Genomic DNA, 20989 nt, shown 5'->3' on the forward strand with positions numbered 1-20989 from the left:
TTAGTACTTCCTCACCATCGGCTCGTAGCGCGTAAAGACAACCGGCTTGGTGGCAAGCCGGACACCGGCGATTGCCTCCTCCGCGGAACCGTCGGCCGGTGCGTGGTCTTCTTTGTACGCCATGGAGTGCTTCATGAATTTTTCGTCGTCGCGGTCCGGGAAGTCCTCGCGGAAGTGGCCGCCGCGGGATTCCTCACGGTGCAGGGCAGCAACCGTCATGACCCTGGCCAGTTCCAGCAGGAAGCCGAGCTCAACGGCCTCCAGCAGGTCAAGGTTGAAGCGCTTGCCCTTGTCCTGGACGTTAATGCGCGTGTACCGCTCCTCGAAGGACTCGATGTCCTTCAGGACCTGGTTGAGCGTGTCTGCCGTGCGGAACACCTGCATGTTGGCGTCCATGGTGTCCTGCAGTTCCTTGCGGATCGCGGAGACCTTTTCGGTGCCGTTCGCGTTGCGGGCCACATCCAGCAGCTGGATGGTGAACGCTTCCGGGTTCTCCGGCAGCTCCACGAAGTCAGCCGTCTTGGCGTACTCTGCGGCGGCGATGCCGGCGCGCTTGCCGAACACGTTGATGTCCAACAGGGAGTTGGTGCCCAGGCGGTTGGAGCCGTGCACCGAAACGCAGGCCACCTCACCGGCAGCGTAGAGGCCCGGAACCACGGTGTCGTTGTCCTGCAGGACCTCGGTGGTGATGTTCGTCGGGATGCCGCCCATGGCGTAGTGCGCCGTCGGGAAGACCGGAACCGGCTCCGTGTAGGGCTCCACGCCGAGGTAGGTGCGGGCGAACTCGGTGATGTCGGGCAGCTTGGCGTCGATGTGGGCCGGCTCAAGGTGCGTCAGGTCAAGGAGCACGTAGTCTTTGTTCGGTCCGCAGCCGCGTCCTTCACGCACCTCGTTGGCCATGGAGCGGGCCACGATGTCACGCGGGGCAAGGTCCTTAATGGTCGGGGCGTAGCGCTCCATGAAGCGCTCACCCTCGGAGTTGCGCAGGATGGCGCCTTCACCGCGGGCGGCCTCGGACAGGAGGATGCCCAGGCCTGCGAGGCCGGTCGGGTGGAACTGGAAGAACTCCATGTCCTCCAGGGGGATGCCGCGGCGGAACGCGATGCCCATGCCGTCGCCGGTCAGGGTGTGGGCGTTGGAGGTGGTCTTGAAGACCTTGCCGGCGCCGCCGGAGGCGAACACCACGGACTTGGCCTGGAACACGTGCAGCTCGCCGGAGGCGAGGTCGTAGGACACGACGCCGGCAACGCGCTTCTGCTTGAACGGCGTGCCGTCCTCGCGTACTGCGTCTTCCTCGACGGTCAGGAGGTCCAGCACGTAGTACTCGTTGTAGAACTCAACGTTGTGCTTGACGCAGTTTTGGTAGAGGGTCTGGAGGATCATGTGGCCCGTGCGGTCGGCGGCGTAGCACGCGCGGCGCACCGGAGCCTTGCCGTGGTCACGGGTGTGGCCGCCGAAGCGGCGCTGGTCGATGCGGCCCTCGGGCGTGCGGTTGAACGGCAGGCCCATCTTCTCGAGGTCCAGTACCGCGTCGATGGCCTCTTTGGCCATGACCTCGGCGGCGTCCTGGTCAACCAGGTAGTCGCCGCCCTTAATGGTGTCGAAGGTGTGCCATTCCCAGTTGTCTTCCTCGACATTGGCCAGGGCTGCACACATGCCACCCTGCGCCGCACCCGTGTGGGAGCGGGTGGGGTACAGCTTGGTCAGTACTGCTGTTCGCGCACGCTGACCGGACTCGATCGCGGCGCGCATCCCGGCGCCACCGGCACCGACGATGACGACGTCGTACTTATGGACCTGCATACCAGACGCTCTTTCTCTCAAAATTCGCAATAAAACAGCGGGCGGTCTGAGCCGTCTCCGCACAAAATTGCGGCCCGCCAATGGATGGCGGGCCGCCACGGGGTGCTACGCGGGGCAGAAGCCGCCGGGCAGCTGGACGCCGTCCACGACCGGGCACGGGTTGAAGGTGAAGATCACCAGGGTGCCGAGGATGATGATGACGGCGGAGGCTGCGTAGAGGACCATCTTGAGCCAGAAGCGGGTGGAGTCCTTCTCGGCGTAATCGTTGATGATGGTGCGCACGCCGTTGGTGCCGTGCAGCATGGCGAGCCACAGCATGGCCAGGTCCCAGAACTGCCAGAACGGATCCGCCCACTTGCCGGCAACGAAGCCGAAGTCGATGGCGTGGATGCCCTCGCCCACCAGGAGGTTCACGATGAGGTGGCCGAAGATCAGCACAACCAGGACAACGCCGGACAGACGCATGAACAGCCAGGCCAGCATTTCGAAGTTGCCGCGCGAGCTACCGTTGCGGCGGTACTTCGGGGCGATCTTGCCGGCCTCGGGCTTGCCGCCGATCTGTCCGCTGCGCGGGGACTGGATCTCAGTTGCAGACATGGCTTAGTGACCTCCGAGCGCAAGGGACAGGTGGCGGATGGCGAAGGCGACCATGGTGACGACCCACAGGCCCAGCACCACCCAGAGCATCTGACGCTGGTACTTGGCGCCCTTCTTCCAGAAGTCGACGGCGATGATCCGCAGGCCGTTGAAGGCGTGGAACACGATCGCTGCGACGAGGCCCGTTTCACCCAGGGCCATCAGCGGGTTCTTGTAGGCGCCGATGACGGCGGTGTAGGCCTCAGGCGACACCCTCACCAGCGAGGTGTCCAGCACATGGACCAACAAGAAGAAAAAGATCACTACACCAGTAATGCGGTGTCCAACCCAAGACCACATGCCTTCACGGCCGCGGTACAAGGTGCCAGCTGGTTTCGTCGGCACTGAATAAACCTCCCTGCGACACAGCGGCGCTGGCGTGGGATCCACGCGGGGGGAACGCCTACTGCGAGAGCACTCGTAGCTCAGGCCTAAATCTAGGCTTCGCTCACAGCTTATTCAATTCAGGCGTCCCTTGCCCGCCACGTACTGTACGGATTTTCGGCTATTTTGAGACGAACACCACATCTGTTGCCACAGTATCCGCACCCCAGCCCCCGGCGAAAGGCCGCCTTGAGGTGCGTCGGCTAAAGTAGGCACTGATGAGTAACGACAAAGTGACAAGCCAGGATTCACCGCTCAGCCGTTTTATCGCTGTGATTCCTGCGGGCGGTGTGGGGACCCGCCTCTGGCCTCTGTCACGTGCAGCAGCTCCCAAATTCCTTCACGACCTCACCGGTTCAGGAAGCACGCTTCTGCGTGCCACCTACGACCGCCTCGAACCGCTGGCCGGCAACCGCGTCCTCGTGGTCACCGGAGTGGCGCACCGTGCGGCCGTGTGCCGCCAGCTGCCCGAGGTCCAGGACGGCGACCTCGTGCTCGAGAGCGAACCGAAGGACTCCGGCGCCGCGATCGGCCTGGCCGCAGCCATCCTGCACCAGCGTGATCCGGACATCATTATGGGCTCCTTCGCAGCGGACCACGTGATCAGCCCCGACGGTCTCTTCCAGGACGCCGTACGGGAAGCCATCCACACCGCGGCGGCCGGCAAGATCGTGACCATCGGCATCAAGCCGACCCACCCGTCCACGGGCTTCGGCTATATCCGGTCGGGTAACTCACTGCACATTCCCGGCGCGCCCAGCGCCCAGGCCGTGGTGGAGTTCGTGGAGAAGCCGGACGAGGACGTTGCCCAGCAGTACGTGGACAGCGGCGAGTACGTCTGGAACGCCGGCATGTTCGTGGCGCCCGTGTCCCTCATGCTTAAGCACCTGGAAGCGAACCAGCCCGAGCTGTTCAACGGCCTGCAGGAAATCGCCCAGGCCTGGGACACCCCGCAGCGTGACGAAGTCACAGCCCGAATCTGGCCCACCCTGCCCAAGATCGCCATTGACTATGCAGTCGCCGAGCCCGCAGCGGCGGCCGGGGACGTCGCCGTCGTGCCCGGTTCCTTCCGCTGGGACGACGTCGGTGACTTCGCCTCCGTGGGCCGGCTCAACAGCGCCAAGGAAGTGGACGAGGTGACCGTCCTCGGCGAGGGCGCACGCGTCTTCACCGAAAACGCCAGCGGCGTGGTGGTCTCGGACACCAAGCGTGTCATCGCGCTGATCGGCATCAAGGACGTCGTCATCGTCGATACCCCGGATGCGCTGCTGGTTACCACCAAGCAGCACTCGCAGCGGGTGAAGCAGGCGGTGGACGCCCTGAAAGCCAGCGGCGACACCGACGTCCTCTAGCAGAACGTCTTCCAGCGGGCCGGTGCACTAGAGTGCGCTGGCCCGCGGCAGTTGTGCGCCCTCCAGTCCTAAGTAAACCGGGGACGGCGAGCACGTAACGCGGAGAAGGCGATGCCGCTAATTTTTCCGGCCTCGCTACAGTTGAGGTGTGCGCAATTACACTACTGAAGCTGAGCCGACCGCCCTGGTGGGGCCGTGGCTCGAGCCCCTGCTGCCGGAACTGATCGATTTTCGCCGTGACCTGCATGCGCACCCCGAACTGTCCTTCAGGGAATTCCGGACGACGGACAAACTGGTGGAGCGGCTCGAGGCTGCCGGCCTCGAGCCCCGCCGGCTCGAAGGTACCGGCCTGACAGTTGACATCGGCGAAGGCCCGATCGCCACGGCGCTGCGCGGTGACATCGACGCCCTGCCGATCATCGAGGAAACGGGACTGCCGTTCGCCTCGAAGAACCACGGCGTCACGCATGCCTGCGGCCACGACGTGCACACCACCACCATGCTGGGCATCGCCCTCGTGCTGCACCGCATGCACCAGGAGTCCCCGCTGGGCGGATCCGTGCGCATCATCTTCCAGCCTGCCGAGGAAACCATGCCCGGCGGCGCGCACTCCTGCATCGAGCAGGGCGTGCTGGAAGGCGTGCCCCGCATTCTGGCGCTGCACTGCGACCCGCGCATCGAAGTGGGCAAGATCGGCACGCGCATCGGCGCCATCACCTCGGCGTCGGACACCATTCGGATTGAACTGTCCGGCCGGGGCGGGCACACCTCGCGCCCGCACCTCACCGAGGAACTTGTTTTCGCGCTGGCGCAGATTGCCGTTAACGTGCCAGCCGTCCTTTCCCGCCGGGTGGATGTCCGCAGCGGCGTCTCCGTGGTTTGGGGGCACATTTCCGCAGGTTCGGCACCCAACGCGATCCCCGGAACCGGGTACATGGCCGGAACCATGCGTTGCCTGGACCGCGATGCCTGGCACAGTGCCGGCGAACTGCTGGACGAAGTGGTACACCAGGTGGCCGCGCCCTACGGCGTCGACGTGCGGCTGGAGCACACTCGGGGCGTTCCTCCGGTGGTCAACTCCGAGCATGAGACGGCGCTGATCGAGGCGGCCGCACGCGCCGAGATCGGCGAGGGAGCCGTGGTGCTGACGCCGCAGTCCATGGGCGGGGAGGACTTCGCCTGGTTCCTGGCCGAACTGCCGGGGGCCATGATGCGCCTCGGCACCAAGACGCCCGGCGGCGAGGAGTACGATCTGCACCGTGGCGACTACATCCTGGACGAGCGGGCCCTCGGCTTCGGCATCCAGGTCCTCACCGCCGCAGCACTCCGCACCATCCGCGACCTCTAGGACCCGCAACACCTTCCAGCGCGAACGAACACTTAAGCCCCGAGGGCAGGCGCGAACGCACACTTAAGCCCCGCTCCGGGGGCCGCAAGTGTTCGTTCGCGCTTTCCTTTGACTAACTAAGTTGTGCACAATTGAATTGCCCGCTACCGTTGTGGGTATGCCCGATGCTCCCCGTCTTGACCGCCAGGTCTGCTTTGCCCTCTACTCCGCGTCGCGGGCTGCCACCGCCGTCTACCGCCCGCTCCTGGAGGAGCTCGGTCTGACGTACCCGCAGTACCTCGTCATGCTCGTGCTGTGGGAGAACGAGCCGCGTGGCGTGCGGGAACTGGGGGAGGAGCTTGGCCTTGACTCCGGAACCCTCTCGCCCCTCCTTAAGCGTCTCGAGGCGCTGGGCCTCGTGCAGCGGCGGCGCTCGGCGGCGGATGAGCGCCGCGTCGCCGTGCACCTGACTGAGGCAGGCAAGGCCCTCAGCAGCAAGGCCTCCGGCGTGCCCCAGCACCTCGCCGCCGCAGCCGGCCTGAGCCCCGGCGAACTTGACCAGCTGCGCGAAACCCTCGGCAAGCTCACAGCTGCCCTGCACGATTCGCTGTAGGCAGCCCCTCAAACCTCCAGACCTCCCAACCGGAAGGAATACATTGAAAACTCTCTACACAGCCGAGGCTCTCGCATCCGGCGAAGGCCGCGACGGTTCCGCGCGCACCAAGGACGGCAAACTCAACGTCAACCTGGCCAGCCCGGTGGAGCTGGGCGGCAGCGGCCACGGCACCAACCCGGAGCAGCTATTCGCTGCCGGCTATGCGGCTTGCTTCCACTCCGCCCTCCGCGTGGTCGGCCGGCAGGCCAAGGCAGACCTCACTGACTCCGCTGTCGCCGCCAAGATCCACTTCGGCGCCCTCGAGGACCGCGAGGGCTACGGCCTGGCCGCCGAGCTGGAAGTCGCCCTCCCGGCACTGGACCGCGACACCGCCGAGACGCTCATGGCCAAGGCGCACAGCATCTGCCCGTACTCCAACGTGACGCGCGGGAACATGGACGTCGCACTCACGCTGGTGGAGTTCGCAGCGTGAGCGCCGGCGCAGCAACCGCATTGCCGGCGGCCACCCGCGAGATCCAGCTGGCCTCGCGCCCATCGGGACGGCCCGTCCCGGAAAACTTCAGGCTCGCCGAGACGGCAGTCCCGGCCCTCAATGAGGGCCAGGTCCTGGTCCGGAACCTGTTCATCTCGGTGGACCCCTACATGCGGGGCCGTATGAACGACGCCAAATCCTATTCAGCACCGTTCGCGCTGGACGAAGCGCTTGACGGCGGTGCGGTGGGTGAGGTGATCGCGTCCCGGTCCGATCAGCGCAAGGTGGGGGACGTCGTCGTACATCAACTCGGCTGGCGGGAGCACGCGGTGGTGGACGCGGAGCGGACAACTCCCGTGGACACCAGCCTCGCCCCGGCCTCTGCCTTCCTGGGTGCGCTGGGCATGACCGGACTCACCGCGTACGCCGGCCTGCTGAAGGTCGCGGAGTTCAAGCCCGGAGACGCCGTTTTCGTCTCGGGTGCCGCCGGCGCGGTTGGCTCGCTCGTGGGGCAGATCGCCAAGGCGATGGGGGCCTCAAAGGTGATCGGCAGCGCGGGCACACCGGAAAAAGTTGCCCGGCTGCTGGACCTGGGCTTCGATGCGGCGTTCAACTACCGCGATGCCCCGGTCCTGGACCAGCTGAAGGCCGCCGCGGGCAGCAACGGCATAGACGTGTATTTCGACAACGTTGGCGGTGACCATCTCGAGGCGGCGCTGTCCGTCCTGAACGTGGGCGGCCGCGTGGCCATGTGCGGCGCCATCGCCCAGTACAACTCGACCCAACCGCCGGCCGCGCCACGGAACCTGGCCGTGGCGATCGGCAAGCAGCTCACACTGCGTGGGTTCCTGGTGGGCGGCCAGCGGCAGCATGCCGCCGAGTTCGCCGGGCGGATGGCCGGCTGGCTCGCCGACGGGACCGTCCGGTACGACGAGACCGTAGTCGACGGCCTGGAGAACGCACCGCAGGCCTTCATTGACATGCTCGACGGCGGGAACACCGGGAAGATGCTCGTCCGGCTCTAGCCCGTGCAACAGCCATCACCCCCGAGCGCGAACGTACACTTGAGCCCGTACCCGAGGGGTCGCAAGTGTCCGTTCGCGCTCGACGCGTTACCGGGACATGCCACAGGACACTAAAGTGGGCTCATGAGTGCGCTTCGGCGCACCCGGGTGCCGGCCAGCGGCATCCAGTACGCCAAGGGGTGACGGCCGTGCAGAACGACGCCAACGAAATGGGCGCCATCATTGACTGGTCGGCCCTGGAAGCCGCCGCGCTCGACGCCATGAAGGCCGCCTACGCGCCCTACTCGAACTTTCCGGTGGGGGCCGCAGCCTTCACGGCGGACGGCCGGATGGTGAGTGGCTGCAATGTGGAAAACGCCAGCTACGGCCTGACCCTGTGCGCCGAGTGCGTCCTCGTGGGAAACCTGCAGATGACCGGCGGCGGCCTGCTGCGCGCCTTCTACTGCGTTGACGGCGGCGGCAACGTGCTGATGCCCTGCGGACGCTGCCGGCAGCTGCTGCACGAGTTCCGGGCACCCGGCATGGAGCTGATGACCACGCAGGGGATCAAGACCATGGACCAGGTGCTGCCTGACGCATTTGGCCCCGAACACCTGGAGGGAACCCGGTGACACGTCCTTTGAAGGAAACCCAAGCGTTCGACGCCGTCGAGATCATCCGGACCAAGCGCGACAAGGGTGCACTGAGCCCCGAGCAGATTGCCTGGACCATCGACGCGTATACCCGCGGTGTCATCGCGGAGGAGCAGATGGCCGCCCTGAACATGGCCATCCTGCTCAACGGCATGGACCGTGCCGAGATCTCGCAGTGGACGGCGGCGATGATCGCCTCGGGGGAACGGATGGACTTCTCCGGCCTCCGGCGGCCGGACGGCGGCGTGAAGGTAACCACGGACAAGCACTCCACAGGTGGAGTGGGGGACAAGATCACCCTGCCGCTCGCGCCCCTCGTCGCCGTGTTTGGAGTGGCAGTGCCGCAGCTGTCCGGGCGCGGGCTGGGCTACACCGGCGGCACACTGGACAAGCTCGAGTCCATTCCGGGCTGGCGCGCGTCCCTGAGCAACGATGAAATGCTGGCCCAGCTCCAGGAGGTGGGCGCGGTGATCTGCGCCGCCGGCGCGCGGCTCGCTCCCGCGGACCGGAAGCTCTACGCGCTCCGCGACGTCACGGGCACAGTCGAGTCCATCCCGCTGCTGGCCTCGTCGATCATGAGCAAGAAGATCGCCGAGGGCACAGGCTCGCTGGTGCTGGACGTCAAGGTGGGCAGCGGGGCCTTTATGAAGGACGAGGCCGGCGCACGCGAACTGGCTGAGACCATGGTGGCCCTCGGCAAGGACGCCGGAGTGGAAACCGTGGCCCTGCTGACCAACATGAACACCCCGCTTGGACTCACCGCGGGCAACGCCATCGAGGTGGAGGAAACCGTTGAGGTCCTTGCAGGCGGCGGCCCTGCCGATGTCGTCGAGCTAACGGTGAGGCTCGCGGAGGAGATGCTGCGGTGTGCCGGTGTTACCGACGCCGATCCCGCCGCCGCGCTCAAGGACGGCAGGGCCATGGACGTCTGGAACCGGATGATCGCGGCGCAGGGCGGCGACCCGCGGGCCAAGCTGCCGGTGGCCAGGGAAACGGAAACCATCTACGCGCCCGCCGATGGTGTCCTTGTGGAGCTCGACGCGTTCGCGGTGGGTGTGGCGGCCTGGCGGCTCGGCGCCGGTCGGGCACGGAAGGAGGACACCGTGCAGGCAGCCGCCGGCGTCCGGATGCACGCCAAGCCCGGTGCAACTGTGCGTGCCGGCGAACCGCTGATGACCCTGCTGACGGACACGCCGGAGAAGTTTGCCCGGGCGAGGGAGGCCCTCGACCACGCCGTCACCATCGCGCCGGATGGTTCCAGGCCTGCCCAGCAGCTGATCATCGACCGCATCGCCTGACCGTGCAGGCCATCAATGACTTCATCCTGGCTGCCGCCGGCCAGCCCTGGGTCCTGTTCATAGTCCTCGCCTGTTGCGTCATCGACGGCTTCTTCCCGCCCATCCCCAGCGAATCCGTGGTGGTGGGGCTGGCCGCCGTCGCCGCGACGGCAGACGTTCCCAACCCGTGGCTGCTCGCGGCCGTAGCAGGACTCGGCGCGTTTACCGGCGACAACGCCGCCTATCTCATCGGCCGGGGCGTGGGCATACAGCGCTGGGCGTGGATGCGGGGGCCGCGGATGCAGCGCGCGTTCCGGTGGGCCGGACGGGAGCTGCGCAAACGGCCGGCGTCGCTGATCCTCGTGGCGCGGTTCGTCCCCATTGGCAGGGTGGCGGTCAACCTGACCGCGGGAGCCACGCATTATTCCCATCCCCGCTTCATCGGGCTGACTGTGCTTTCCGCCACCCTATGGGCCTCGTATTCCGTGGCCATCGGGCTGTTCTTCGGCCAGTGGTTCGAGGAAAACCACCTGCTCGGGGCCGTAATCGCCATTGTCTGCGCCATCGTGCTGGGCATCGTGGTGGACGTCGGTATCAACCGGCTCAGGAACCGCGTTAAGGATCCGTTGGAAGAACGTTGACTTTCCAATCAAGGCGTAGCGGACTATCCTCCCGCCATGGGACACTAAAGAGCGATTTGCGTCACTTCCCGTCTTGTTATAGTCCCTAGGAGCAACACCCGCGTGGAGTTTATTAATGAGGCCGTGCTCCATGCAGCGGGTCAGTGGTGGATTTATCCCGTTTTGCTGGTGTTTTTCTTCGTTGACGGGTTCGCGATGGTGGTCCCCAGCGAGACCCTCATCGTGGCATTGGCGGCTTTCTCCCGGCACAGCGGCGAGCCCAATCTCTGGATCCTCGGCCTGACTGCCCTGACTGGCGCCATGGCCGGTGACAACATGGCCTACATGCTGGGCCGGAAGATCGGCCTGGAGCGCTGGAAATGGATGCGCCGGCCCAGGGTGCAAAAGGTCTTCGGCTGGGCGCGGTACGAACTGGAGAAGCGCGGCGCCGTGCTGATATTCACGGCGCGCTATATCCCGTGGGGTCGCGTGGCCGTGAATTACGTCGCCGGCACCACCGGATACCCGCACCGCAGGTTTTTCCTGCTGGATGCCTTCGCCTGCTTCACCTGGGTGGGCTATTCGATTGGCATCGGCCTCGTCGCCAGCTCCTTCCCGTGGCTGCACCACAACCCGCTGCTGGGCGCGGGCATCGCCGTCGTGTTCGCCATCATCCTGGGAATCATCATCGACCACGCCCTCCGCTGGTGGCACAAGCGCCTCGGCCGCAACGATGCCGCCGCTGCGCCGGAGGGGACCCGCGCGTTGGACGAGGACAGTGTCCCGGACGGCGGTCGGGAACAGACCAGTCGCGTGGCGTAGCAGCGCGGCTGAGCGGACTTGCTCGCCGCCCATCCCCATGCAGCCAGCGCGTTGGCTTTGCTGCCGGTCCAACCCTAGAGTTGGTACGTGACTGAGCCAATCGTTGATGCCGCCCCTGCCCTTGACTTCGACCTGAAGAGCCTGCCCAAGGTATCCCTTCACGACCACCTTGACGGCGGCCTGCGCCCTGCCACCATCATTGAGCTGGCGGAGGCGGTGGGGCACAGCCTCCCGTCCACCGACCCGACCGCGCTGGGCGAATGGTTCCGCGAATCCGCCGACTCCGGCTCGCTGGTCCGCTACCTGGAGACGTTCGACCACACGGTCGCCGTCATGCAGACCAAAGAGGGTCTGTTCCGCGTCGCCAAGGAGTTCGTGGAGGATCTGGCGGACGACGGCGTGGTGTACGGCGAAGTGCGCTGGGCGCCTGAGCAGCACCTCCAGAAGGGACTGACGCTGGACGAGGTTGTCGAGGCGGTCCAGGAAGGCCTCGAAGCCGGCGTGGAGGCCGTGGCCGAGACCGGCCGCGAGATCCAGGTGGGCCAGCTGATCACGGCCATGCGCCACGCCGACCGCGGCCAGGAAATCGCCGAACTCGCCGTTCGGCACCGCGACAAGGGCGCCGTAGGGTTCGACATCGCCGGCGCCGAAGACGGCTTCCTGCCCTCGCGCTTCCGGGACGCCTTCACATACCTGGCCGAAAACAACTTCCCGGCCACCGTGCACGCCGGCGAAGCAGCCGGACTGGACAGCATCCAGTCCGCCCTGGTTGACGGCCGGGCCCTGCGCCTGGGCCACGGTGTCCGCATCGCCGAGGACATCATGGTGGAGTTCGACGAGGACGACGCCGACGACGAGGACAGCGACAACATCGGCCTGGTCACCCTGGGCAACCTGTCCAGCTGGATCCGCGACCGCGGCATCGCGCTGGAAATCTGCCCGTCCTCGAACCTGCAGACCGGCGCCATTGCCGCCTTCGGTGAGGGCATTGAGAGCCACCCGCTGGACATGCTGTACCAGCTGGGCTTCAACGTGACCATCAACACCGACAACCGGCTCATGAGCGGCGTGACGCTCACCGACGAGTTCGAGCTGCTGGTGGAAACCTTCGACTACGACCTCGACGACCTGCTGGAGCTCACGCTCAACGCCGCCGAGGCCTCCTTCCTGCCCCTCGAGGAAAAGGAAGCCCTCGTGGAGTACATCAACGACGCGTACGGCGACCTTGGCTGAAAGCCCCGACCCGGTGGGGGAGCTGTTGGGGGTGGTTGCCGCCCTCCGCGAGCACTGCCCGTGGATGGGCGCCCTCACCCACGAGTCACTCGTGGAGTACCTGCTGGAGGAGGCCTATGAAGTGGCCGAGACCATCGAGACCGGTGCGGATGAGGCTGACCTGAAAGGCGAGCTGGGTGATGTGCTGCTCCAGGTGGTGCTGCACGCCCGGCTCGCCGAGGAACGCGGCGTGTTCGGCTTCGGCGACGTCGTGCGTGGCCTCACCGGGAAGATGATCCGACGCAACCCCCACGTGTTCCGTCCGGACGGTTCCCTTCAGGACTCCTTTCCCGCCACGGTGGAAGAGATCGTGCTCAAGTGGGATGCCGTGAAAAAGGCCGAAAGCCCGGAGCGCAGCACGCCCTTCGAAGGCATTCCGGTGGCACTGCCGGCACTGGCCCAGGCCCAGAAAACCCTTGACCGGGCCGAACGGGCCGGACTGCCGCTGGTTGAGCCCGCCGAAACCAGGCCCGTCGAAACCAAGCCCGCCGAAACCAAGCTCGCCGACACAATAGAGACCGAAGCCGAACTCGGCGAGCTGCTGCTCGCCGTCGTCCGTTCTGCCAGGACCAGGGGGTTCGACGCCGAACGTGCCCTCCGCGGGGCCGTCCGGCGGTACCAGAACCGCCACCCGGAAACTTCCGCTCCCGGATCATGACGTCCGGGTTCTGGATAGGTTTCCGTAACGTGCACCACTCTCGACTACGCTAGTCCCAGACGAGGACGTCGAGATTTTCCGCTAAAGTTCCCCAGTAAATTGCCCATAAGGAGCAAATCCATGGCGCTTATCGATGCCATCCACGCCCGCGAGATCCTCGATTCCCGTGGCAACCCCACCGTCGAAGTTGAAGTTCTCCTCTCCGACGGCCAGATCGGCCGCGCTGCCGTTCCGTCCGGTGCCTCCACCGGCGAGCACGAAGCAGTAGAACTGCGCGACGGCGACAAGGGCCGCTACCTCGGCAAGGGTGTCCAGAAGGCCGTTGACGCCGTCATCGACCAGATCGCACCGGCCCTGACCGGCTTTGACGCCACCGACCAGCGCAGCATCGACCAGGCCATGATCGACCTGGACGGCACCGCCAACAAGGCCAAGCTGGGCGCCAACGCCATCCTGGGCGTCTCCTTGGCCGTTGCCAACGCCGCAGCAGCCTCCGCTGACCTGCCGCTCTACAAGTACCTGGGCGGCCCGAACGCCCACGTCCTGCCCGTTCCGCTGATGAACATCCTCAACGGCGGCTCGCACGCGGATTCCGACGTCGACATCCAGGAATTCATGATCGCCCCGATCGGCGCCGAGACCTTCTCTGAGGGCCTGCGCTGGGGCGTTGAGGTTTACCACAACCTCAAGTCCGTGCTGCAGCAGAAGGGCCTCTCCACCGGCCTCGGCGACGAGGGCGGCTTCGCTCCGAACCTGCCGTCCAACCGCGCTGCCCTGGACCTGATCCAGGAAGCCATCCAGAACGCCGGCTACACCCCGGGCACCGATATCGCCCTGGCCCTGGACGTCGCCTCCTCCGAGTTCTTCAAGGACGGTGCCTACCAGTTCGAGGGCAAGGCCCTGAGCGCCGCCGAGATGAGCGCCTACTACGCCGAACTCGTTGCCGACTACCCGCTGGTTTCCATCGAGGACCCGCTGGACGAGAACGACTGGGAAGGCTGGAAGATCCTCACCGACACCATCGGTGACAAGGTCCAGCTGGTTGGTGACGACCTGTTCGTCACCAACCCCGAGCGCCTGCAGCAGGGCATCGACGCGGCCACGGCCAACTCCCTGCTGGTCAAGGTCAACCAGATTGGCTCCCTGACCGAAACCCTGGACGCCGTTTCCCTGGCCCAGCGCTCCGGTTACACCACCATCACCTCGCACCGCTCGGGCGAGACCGAAGACACCACGATCGCCGACATCGCCGTTGCCACCAACGCCGGGCAGATCAAGACCGGTGCCCCGGCCCGCTCCGAGCGCGTTGCCAAGTACAACCAGTTGCTGCGCATCGAAGAGGAACTCGACGACGCCGCACGCTACGCCGGCCGCAGCGCGTTCCCGCGTTTCAAGGCCTAGTAGCCCAAGAAACAGCTGACCGGTGGCTATGGTGGAAAGACCATAGCCACCGGTTTTGTTTTAGGCGCCCACACGTTACAGGAGTGTCATGGCTACCCGCCGTCCCAAAGTTCCCCGGGTGACCCCACCAGCACAGCAGTCCTCCGCCGGATCGGCCGGGGGAGACGTCATCCAGGCGGACTTCGGCGGTCCGCGTCCGGCCACGGCCACCCATGAATCCGGGACGGGACACTCAGGGACGGCGGCGAAAGCACCGGGCAGCGCCAACGACGCCGGTACCAAGAGTGGCGCTCCCAGGACTGGCGCTGGCACCAAGGCCGGGACCAAGCCCGGGCCGGGTTCCAAGGCCGGCCCGAAGTCCGGCGCCGGTACCAAGGGGACCACCGGAAAGCCTGGCAGCGCCGGGAACAGCCGGGGAAAGTCCGGGTCATCAGCCGTTGCGGCCGAGGAAGAGAACCTGGATCCCGTTCCCGCCAAGGCGTTTTCCGGGCGCATGCTGGCGCTGGCCGTGGTGATGGTTGCCATCACCATCATGCTGGCCCCGACGGTGAAGATCTTCATCGACAAGCGGGCGGAAATTGCTGCCCTGGAGTCGGACATCGCGGACAGCAAGTCGAGCCAGGACAACCTCAAACGGCAGGTCTCGCGCTGGCAGGATCCCAACTACGTCAAGCAGCAGGCCCGGGACCGCATTAACATGGTTATGCCGGGAGAGACCGGTTACTGGGTGTTCGGCAGCGACCTGCCGGCCGGCGCATCAGGCAGCCAGCCCAGTGCAGCAGAAACACAAGACCCCGCCGACGTGCCTTGGGTGGATTCCCTCTGGGAGTCCATCAGGCGCTCGGCAACAGACTAGGAGCGGCGCCCGCCGCGGGACTGTCCACCGGAATTTCGGGGCAGCCAGATCCGGGCAGGAAGGACGGCCACGCCAGTGGACGACAACACGGCAACCGCCCCCGGTGAATCCCGGCAGCCATCAGCGCAGGATCTCGATGTGCTCAGCCGCCAGCTGGGGAGGCCGGTGCGTGACGTTGTGGAAATCCCGGCGCGCTGCGTCTGCGGGAACCCGCTCGTGGCGGCAACATCCCCGCGCCTCAGCAACGGGACACCCTTCCCCACCACGTTCTACCTGACCCACCCCGTCATCACGTCGGCGGTCTCCCGGCTGGAGGCCGGCGGCCTCATGAACGAGATGAATGACCGGCTTGCCGCCGACGAGTCTTTGGCGGCCTCTTACCGGAAGGCCCACGAGGCCTACCTGGCTGCCCGCGCCGAGATCGGGGCACGCTCGGGCATCGGTGACGTCCCGGAGATCGACGGCGTCTCTGCCGGCGGCATGCCCACCCGCGTCAAGTGCCTGCACGTCCTGGTGGGACACTCGCTGGCCGCCGGGCCGGACGTCAATCCGCTGGGCGACGAGGCCATCGCGGCCATCAGCGAATGGTGGACCGCCGACCGCTGCTACTGCGACGGCGCCTGGGACACGGCCGGCGAGGCACCTTCCCGGGACCTCAGCCGCCACGGCCCGCAGGGGCTGCCGGACATCGTCGGCCGGCCTGCCCCCGTCCGCAAATCCAGGACTGAGGCAACCGCAACGGACGCCCACGCCACAGACACCACCGGCGCAACCACAACGGAGGCAGGCGCATGACCCGGGTGGCCGCCATCGACTGCGGAACCAACTCCATCCGCCTGCTCATCGCCGACATTGACCGCAGCAACGGGGCCACCAAGCTCACCGACATCGTGCGTGAAATGCGCGTGGTGCGGCTTGGCCAGGGCGTCGACGCCACCGGCGAGCTGGCGCCCGAAGCGCTGGAGCGCACCTTCGCGGCCACGGCTGACTACGCCGCGCTCATCCGCGAGTACCAGGCCCGGAAAGTCCGCTTCGTGGCCACCTCGGCCAGTCGGGACGCCCGGAACCGCCAGGTCTTCGTGGACGGCATCCGGAACCTCATCGGCGTGGAGCCCGAGGTGATCACCGGCCACGAGGAAGCCGCGCTTTCCTTCGCCGGCGCCAGCAGTGTGCTGCCTATTTCGGCTGAGGACAAGATCCTGGTAGTGGACCTGGGGGGCGGCAGCACGGAGTTTGTGCTCGGTGACGCCAACGGCGTGATCGCCGCGAAGTCCGTGGACATCGGCTGTGTCCGGCTGACCGAGCGCCACCTCACATCGGATCCGCCCACGGCCGAACAGATCGCCGCCGCGGAGGCCGACGTCGACGCCGCCATTGCCGAAGCGAAACTGGACGTTCCGCTGGAACGCAGCACCGCCGTCGTCGGGGTTGCCGGCTCAATCACCACCATCACGGCACACGCGCTCAAGCTGCCCGAATACCTGCCCCACGCCATCCACGGCGCCGAACTGTCCATTTCCGCCATCCAGGCCGCGGCCACCGACCTGCTGCAGATGCCCCGGGCGCAGCGGGCCGAACTGCCGTACATGCACCCCGGCCGGGTAGACGTCATTGGCGCCGGCGCGCTGGTCTGGCGGCGCATCCTCACCCGCATGGGCGAGCTCAGCGGCGGCAGCATAATTACGGCCACCGCGAGCGAGCACGATATTCTTGATGGAATTGCCCTGAGTGCCGAGGCACCAAGTTAACCGAGTATTGGATCCTCAATGACCTCAACAGCCCGGCTTCGCCGGACGGTCTCGGCCCTTCTGTCCGCGGTGCTTGCCGGTGGCATCGCCGCGTCCGCCGTCGCCACCGCACCGGCCGCGCAGGCCGACTCCTGGCGCGAGAAGGAGTACTGGCTCAAGGAAGCCGGCATCACCAAGGCGTGGGAGGTCTCCAAAGGCGCCAACGTGAAGGTAGCTGTCATCGACAGCGGCGTGGACGGCGGCCACCCCGATCTCAAGGGCGTGCTGGCCGGCGGCCATGACGTCTCCGGTGCCGGCGCCCCCGACGGCGAGAAGAGCATCGGTGCTAAGCCCGAGCACGGCACGCTGGTGGCCACCATGCTCGCGGGCCGCGGACACCAGCCGGCGAAGAAGACGACGGCCAGCGCGAAGCCTTCCCCGAGCGCCACCGCAACGGCCTCCAAAGCCCTGCCGGACGGCATCATGGGCGTGGCACCCGAGGCGCAGATCCTCTCCGTATCCACCTGGCTGGGATCGGCCAACCCCGGCGGCAAGAGCGACCAGGACCAGATCCCGGAGGCCGTGCGCTGGGCGGTGGACAACGGCGCCAAGGTCATCAACATTTCGCTGGGCAGCACGTCGCCTGAGTGGCCGCAGAGCTGGGACGCCGCCTTCCTGTACGCCGAGCAGAAGGACGTGGTCATCGTGGCCGCGGCCGGCAACCGGGTGGGCGGCAACGTCCAGGTGGGGGCTCCGGCCACCATTCCCGGCGTGCTGACCGTGGCGGGCCTGGACCTGAACGGACAGGCCAGCACCGATTCCTCCTCCCAGGGCATCAGCATTGGAGTGGCAGCACCTGCGGAGAAGCTCGCCGGCGGACTGCCGGGTGGCAGCTACGCGGAATGGGCCGGCACGTCCGGTGCCACCCCCATCGTCTCCGGCGTTGCCGCGCTGATCCGCTCCAAGTGGCCCGAGATGAGCGCCAAGCAGGTCATCAACAGAATCGTCTCCACCGCCAAGGACGAGGGCGCGCCGGGCAAGGACCCGCTGTACGGCTTCGGCGTCCTCAATGCGGAGGCGGCCCTCAAGGACGATGTGGCCGAGACGAAGTCCAACCCGCTGGGTTCCATCGCGGACTGGATCCGCGTCCACCGGCGCGGGAACCTCGCCACGCCCGCTCCCGAGCCGACGACCCCGGCACCCACCACCGAAGCCACGCTGCCCAAGGCGACCGTGCCGGTTGCGGTGCCGCCGTCGCAGCTGGACAGTGCCTTGCCGGCCGCGGTGGTCATCGGGTTCGGCGCGCTTTTCATAGCCATTATTGTGGCCGGCGCGGTCCAGCTCCGGCGGGCCTACCGGGCCTCCGGCGGGGGAGTGGAGGAGCCGGAAACGGGCGCGGTGACAAAGGTGGAACCGGCCCACCGGCGAAGTTAGTGAAGATTTTCACAAAGTACTGTACTCTGGAGTTATGGCAACCACCCCACAGCTCCAGGATCGTCCGCGTGTGCTCGTCGTCGGCGGCGGGTACGTCGGCCTTTACGTAGCCCTCAAACTGCAGAAGAAGATCGCGAACGCAGGCGGCATCGTCACCGTCGTTGATCCGCTGCCCTACATGACCTACCAGCCCTTCCTGCCGGAAGTTGCCGGCGGAAACATCGAGGCCCGCCACGCAGTGGTCTCGCACCGCCAGCACCTCAAGCAGACCGAGCTCATCCAGGGCCGCGTCGTATCTATCGACCACGCCAACCGTACGGCCGTGGTTGCCCCGGCTGACGGTGGCGACAACTTCGAGGTGCCGTACTTCGACGTCGTGCTTTCCGCCGGCGCCATCACCCGCACGTTCCCCATCACGGGCCTGGCGGACAAGGGCATCGGCCTGAAGACCATCGAGGAAGCCGTTGCACTGCGCAACAAGGTCCTTGACCGCATCGAGGTCGGCTCCACCATGACCGACCCCGCCGAACGCGCCCGCGCCCTGACCTTCGTGGTGGTGGGCGGCGGCTTCGCCGGCATCGAGTGCATCACCGAAATGGAAGACCTCGCCCGCGCGGCCGTCAAGAACAACCCGCGCGTCAAGCAGGAGGAAGTCCGCTTCGTCCTCGTCGAGGCCATGGGCCGCATCATGCCCGAGGTCACCGCGAAGCAGGCCGAGTGGGTTGTGGAGCACCTCCGCAGCCGCGGCATCGAAGTCCTGCTGAACACCTCGCTGGACAACGCCGAGGGCGCCCTCAGGCTCATCAACCTGCCGGACAAGACGCTGGCCCAGGAATTCGAGTCCGACACCCTCGTGTGGACCGCCGGTGTGCAGGCGAACCCGATGGTCCGCTCCACCGACTTCCCGCTGGAGCCCCGCGGCCGCGTCCGCGTCCTGCCGGACCTGCGCATCTCGGGCGACGAAGGCATCATCGACAACGCCTGGGCTGCCGGTGACATCGCCGCGGTTCCCGACCTCACGGGCGGCGGCCTGCCGGACGGCACCTGCGTTCCCAACGCCCAGCACGCCCTGCGCCAGGCTAAGCGCCTTGCCAAGAACCTGTGGGCTTCCCGCTGGGACAAGCCGCTGGTGGACTACAAGCACAAGAACCTCGGTGCTGTGGCCGGCTTCGGCGAGTGGAAGGGTGTTGCCAACATCAATCTGCTCGGCCGCATCGGGCTCAAGGGCCCCCTCGCCTGGCTGGCTCACCGCGGCTACCACGGCATGGCCATGCCGACGTTCGAGCGCAAGTTCCGCGTGATCTTCAACTGGATCCTGAGCTTCTTCGCGGGCCGCGACACCACCCAGCTGCTGGACCTGGACAACCCGCGCGGCGCCTTCGTGGCCGCCGCCACCCCGGCGCCCAAGCCCGCTGCTCCCGCCGCTCCGGCTGCGGCCGCACCGGCGGAGAAGGCTGCTGAGAAGTCCGCCGACGCCCCTCAGGGCGGCGCCAAGGATCCCGTCAAGGCTGAGGCCAAGTAGGTCCCCACCGCCTCCCTCGCTTCGCTCCGCTCAGCCAGGGAACCCTCGGCGGCGGTGGCCCCTAATACGACGACGGCGGCCGTTCCCTTTTGGGGAACGGCCGCTTTCGCGTTTCCCCAGGCGGGGCGGTCTACCCTGGTGCATCCTCCCGGGAACGGCAGGGTGCCCACATAGACTGGCTCCATGACGGGTGAAAAGAACCTCCAAACTCTCCTTGCCTCGATGCGTCCGGCGCTCCGGGAAGGGGAGTACGTCTACGTTCTCTGGCCGCACGGCAAGCCGCTGGCGGGGCACGTCGAGGCCGCCGTCCGCGAGGCCGAGGGGCTCACTGTGGTCCTGCCCCGGGCCGAAGCGGACGCGCTGGACTTGTCTTACGATTTCGTGGCCGCATGGATCACCCTTGAGGTCCACTCGGCCCTGGAAGCGGTGGGCCTGACGGCGGCCGTCAGCAGGGCACTGACCCAGGCCCGGATCAGCTGCAACGTTCTCGCCGGCTTCCACCACGACCATCTCCTGGTGCCGGTGGCTGACTCGGCGCGGGCGCTGGAGGTCCTGGCCGAGCTCTCAGCCGCCAACGCCTCCGAGCCCGAACCGGTGCGGGAAGTGATCCTGCGCAGCGAACAGCCCGGGGACCGAGACGACCTCCTTGCCCTGACCGCCGATGCGTTCGCCGTTTCCCCGGTCACTGGCCTGCCCGTGGTGGGGGAGCCTGTTGAGGTTAAGATTCTCCGCGAGCTGTTCGTCGCCGAGGAATACCTGCCCGAGTTCAGCATCGTCGCAGAACTCGACGGCGAAATCGTCGGGCACGTGATCAGCACCCGCGCCTGGGTGGATGACCTTGAGCTGCTGGGGCTGGGGCCCATCGGCGTGACGCCCCGGCTGCAGCGCCACGGCATCGGCTCGGCGCTGATGCGCGAAACCGTTGTCCGTGCCAACGCTGCGGGGGAGAAGGGCATCGCGCTGCTCGGAAGCACCGAGTACTACCCGCGGTTCGGCTTCGTTCCGGCGTCGTCCCTGGGCGTAGAAGCGCCGGACAGGAACTGGGGCGACCATTTCCAACTGCTGCCCCTCGCGCTGTGGCCGGGCGGGGTCCACGGCACATTCCTGTACGCTGGGCCCTTGGCCGCCGTCTGAGGCGATACGATTGACCGGG

The 20989-nt window shown here is 66.8% G+C and carries 21 protein-coding genes; 18 read left to right on the forward strand and 3 right to left on the reverse strand.

The window, feature by feature from the left end; genetic code table 11:
- The 3 genes from sdhA to sdhC all read right to left on the reverse strand — a co-directional run bounded on the left by sdhA (position 1) and on the right by sdhC (position 2784).
- Positions 1-1803, reverse strand: a complete 1803-nt coding sequence (gene sdhA / locus QF036_RS07560) for a succinate dehydrogenase flavoprotein subunit (RefSeq protein ID WP_003798095.1) — start codon at positions 1801-1803, stop codon at positions 1-3.
- Positions 1804-1908: 105 nt separating this feature from the next.
- On the reverse strand, positions 1909-2400 hold the full coding sequence (locus QF036_RS07565) for a succinate dehydrogenase hydrophobic membrane anchor subunit (protein WP_307100635.1): 492 nt from the start codon (positions 2398-2400) through the stop codon (positions 1909-1911).
- A gap of 3 nt (positions 2401-2403) precedes the next feature.
- The gene (sdhC, locus tag QF036_RS07570) at positions 2404-2784 is read right to left on the reverse strand and encodes a succinate dehydrogenase, cytochrome b556 subunit (protein WP_076798412.1); all 381 of its coding nucleotides are present in this window, start codon (positions 2782-2784) and stop codon (positions 2404-2406) included.
- A 257-nt stretch (positions 2785-3041) separates the two neighbouring features.
- Between sdhC and QF036_RS07575 the strand changes: the two genes are divergently transcribed.
- The 18 genes from QF036_RS07575 to QF036_RS07660 all read left to right on the forward strand — a co-directional run bounded on the left by QF036_RS07575 (position 3042) and on the right by QF036_RS07660 (position 20970).
- On the forward strand, positions 3042-4175 hold the full coding sequence (locus tag QF036_RS07575; RefSeq protein ID WP_307100637.1) for a mannose-1-phosphate guanylyltransferase: 1134 nt from the start codon (positions 3042-3044) through the stop codon (positions 4173-4175).
- A gap of 148 nt (positions 4176-4323) precedes the next feature.
- On the forward strand, positions 4324-5523 hold the full coding sequence (locus QF036_RS07580; protein WP_003798088.1) for an amidohydrolase: 1200 nt from the start codon (positions 4324-4326) through the stop codon (positions 5521-5523).
- Positions 5524-5680: 157 nt separating this feature from the next.
- Positions 5681-6115, forward strand: coding sequence for a MarR family winged helix-turn-helix transcriptional regulator (locus tag QF036_RS07585; RefSeq protein WP_307100639.1), 435 nt, complete (start codon positions 5681-5683; stop codon positions 6113-6115).
- Between the two features lie 43 nt (positions 6116-6158).
- Complete coding sequence (locus QF036_RS07590) at positions 6159-6590, forward strand: organic hydroperoxide resistance protein (RefSeq protein ID WP_307100641.1); 432 nt, start codon at positions 6159-6161, stop codon at positions 6588-6590.
- Positions 6587-7615 (forward strand): NADP-dependent oxidoreductase, encoded by a 1029-nt coding sequence (locus tag QF036_RS07595; RefSeq protein ID WP_307100642.1) that lies wholly within the window; start codon positions 6587-6589, stop codon positions 7613-7615. Before QF036_RS07590 ends, QF036_RS07595 begins: the two co-directional genes overlap by 4 nt.
- A gap of 209 nt (positions 7616-7824) precedes the next feature.
- A complete protein-coding gene (locus QF036_RS07600) occupies positions 7825-8226 on the forward strand; it encodes a cytidine deaminase (RefSeq protein WP_307105825.1) in 402 nt (133 codons plus the stop codon).
- 8 nt (positions 8227-8234) lie between these two features.
- On the forward strand, positions 8235-9545 hold the full coding sequence (locus tag QF036_RS07605; RefSeq protein WP_307105827.1) for a thymidine phosphorylase: 1311 nt from the start codon (positions 8235-8237) through the stop codon (positions 9543-9545).
- Between the two features lie 2 nt (positions 9546-9547).
- Entirely contained in the window at positions 9548-10165 is a 618-nt protein-coding gene (locus QF036_RS07610; protein ID WP_307100644.1) for a DedA family protein, read from the forward strand.
- A 102-nt stretch (positions 10166-10267) separates the two neighbouring features.
- On the forward strand, positions 10268-10966 hold the full coding sequence (locus QF036_RS07615; RefSeq protein ID WP_307100646.1) for a DedA family protein: 699 nt from the start codon (positions 10268-10270) through the stop codon (positions 10964-10966).
- An 87-nt stretch (positions 10967-11053) separates the two neighbouring features.
- Positions 11054-12199 (forward strand): adenosine deaminase, encoded by a 1146-nt coding sequence (locus tag QF036_RS07620; RefSeq protein WP_307100648.1) that lies wholly within the window; start codon positions 11054-11056, stop codon positions 12197-12199.
- Entirely contained in the window at positions 12192-12896 is a 705-nt protein-coding gene (locus QF036_RS07625) for a MazG nucleotide pyrophosphohydrolase domain-containing protein (protein WP_373460109.1), read from the forward strand. Before QF036_RS07620 ends, QF036_RS07625 begins: the two co-directional genes overlap by 8 nt.
- A 120-nt stretch (positions 12897-13016) precedes the next feature.
- Positions 13017-14297, forward strand: a complete 1281-nt coding sequence (gene eno / locus QF036_RS07630; RefSeq protein WP_003798068.1) for a phosphopyruvate hydratase — start codon at positions 13017-13019, stop codon at positions 14295-14297.
- 88 nt (positions 14298-14385) lie between these two features.
- Positions 14386-15153 (forward strand): septum formation initiator family protein, encoded by a 768-nt coding sequence (locus tag QF036_RS07635; protein WP_307100651.1) that lies wholly within the window; start codon positions 14386-14388, stop codon positions 15151-15153.
- Between the two features lie 75 nt (positions 15154-15228).
- Positions 15229-15948, forward strand: coding sequence for a DUF501 domain-containing protein (locus QF036_RS07640; RefSeq protein WP_307100652.1), 720 nt, complete (start codon positions 15229-15231; stop codon positions 15946-15948).
- On the forward strand, positions 15945-16901 hold the full coding sequence (locus QF036_RS07645; protein WP_307100654.1) for a Ppx/GppA phosphatase family protein: 957 nt from the start codon (positions 15945-15947) through the stop codon (positions 16899-16901). The genes QF036_RS07640 and QF036_RS07645 overlap by 4 nt, the downstream gene beginning before the upstream one ends.
- 18 nt (positions 16902-16919) lie before the next feature.
- Positions 16920-18314, forward strand: a complete 1395-nt coding sequence (locus QF036_RS07650) for a S8 family serine peptidase (protein WP_307100657.1) — start codon at positions 16920-16922, stop codon at positions 18312-18314.
- Between the two features lie 34 nt (positions 18315-18348).
- A complete protein-coding gene (locus QF036_RS07655; RefSeq protein WP_307100659.1) occupies positions 18349-19836 on the forward strand; it encodes an NAD(P)/FAD-dependent oxidoreductase in 1488 nt (495 codons plus the stop codon).
- Positions 19837-20019: 183 nt separating this feature from the next.
- Positions 20020-20970: an N-acetyltransferase gene (locus QF036_RS07660; RefSeq protein WP_307100660.1), complete on the forward strand. Its 951-nt coding sequence runs from the start codon at positions 20020-20022 to the stop codon at positions 20968-20970.
- The last annotated feature ends 19 nt before the right edge of the window (positions 20971-20989 follow it).

This window comes from Arthrobacter globiformis (assembly GCF_030817195.1).
Taxonomy (GTDB): Bacteria; Actinomycetota; Actinomycetes; order Actinomycetales; family Micrococcaceae; genus Arthrobacter; species Arthrobacter globiformis_D.

What these genes read in the sequence shown, in the direction of transcription:
- sdhA (WP_003798095.1), bottom strand. Translation starts at nt 1,803, where the DNA reads ATGCAGGTCCATAAGTACGACGTCGTCATCGTCGGTGCCGGTGGCGCC.
- QF036_RS07565 (WP_307100635.1), bottom strand. Translation starts at nt 2,400, where the DNA reads ATGTCTGCAACTGAGATCCAGTCCCCGCGCAGCGGACAGATCGGCGGC.
- QF036_RS07575 (WP_307100637.1), top strand. Translation starts at nt 3,042, where the DNA reads ATGAGTAACGACAAAGTGACAAGCCAGGATTCACCGCTCAGCCGTTTT.
- QF036_RS07585 (WP_307100639.1), top strand. Translation starts at nt 5,681, where the DNA reads ATGCCCGATGCTCCCCGTCTTGACCGCCAGGTCTGCTTTGCCCTCTAC.
- QF036_RS07600 (WP_307105825.1), top strand. Translation starts at nt 7,825, where the DNA reads ATGGGCGCCATCATTGACTGGTCGGCCCTGGAAGCCGCCGCGCTCGAC.
- eno (WP_003798068.1), top strand. Translation starts at nt 13,017, where the DNA reads ATGGCGCTTATCGATGCCATCCACGCCCGCGAGATCCTCGATTCCCGT.
- QF036_RS07635 (WP_307100651.1), top strand. Translation starts at nt 14,386, where the DNA reads ATGGCTACCCGCCGTCCCAAAGTTCCCCGGGTGACCCCACCAGCACAG.
- QF036_RS07645 (WP_307100654.1), top strand. Translation starts at nt 15,945, where the DNA reads ATGACCCGGGTGGCCGCCATCGACTGCGGAACCAACTCCATCCGCCTG.
- QF036_RS07650 (WP_307100657.1), top strand. Translation starts at nt 16,920, where the DNA reads ATGACCTCAACAGCCCGGCTTCGCCGGACGGTCTCGGCCCTTCTGTCC.
- QF036_RS07655 (WP_307100659.1), top strand. Translation starts at nt 18,349, where the DNA reads ATGGCAACCACCCCACAGCTCCAGGATCGTCCGCGTGTGCTCGTCGTC.
- QF036_RS07660 (WP_307100660.1), top strand. Translation starts at nt 20,020, where the DNA reads ATGACGGGTGAAAAGAACCTCCAAACTCTCCTTGCCTCGATGCGTCCG.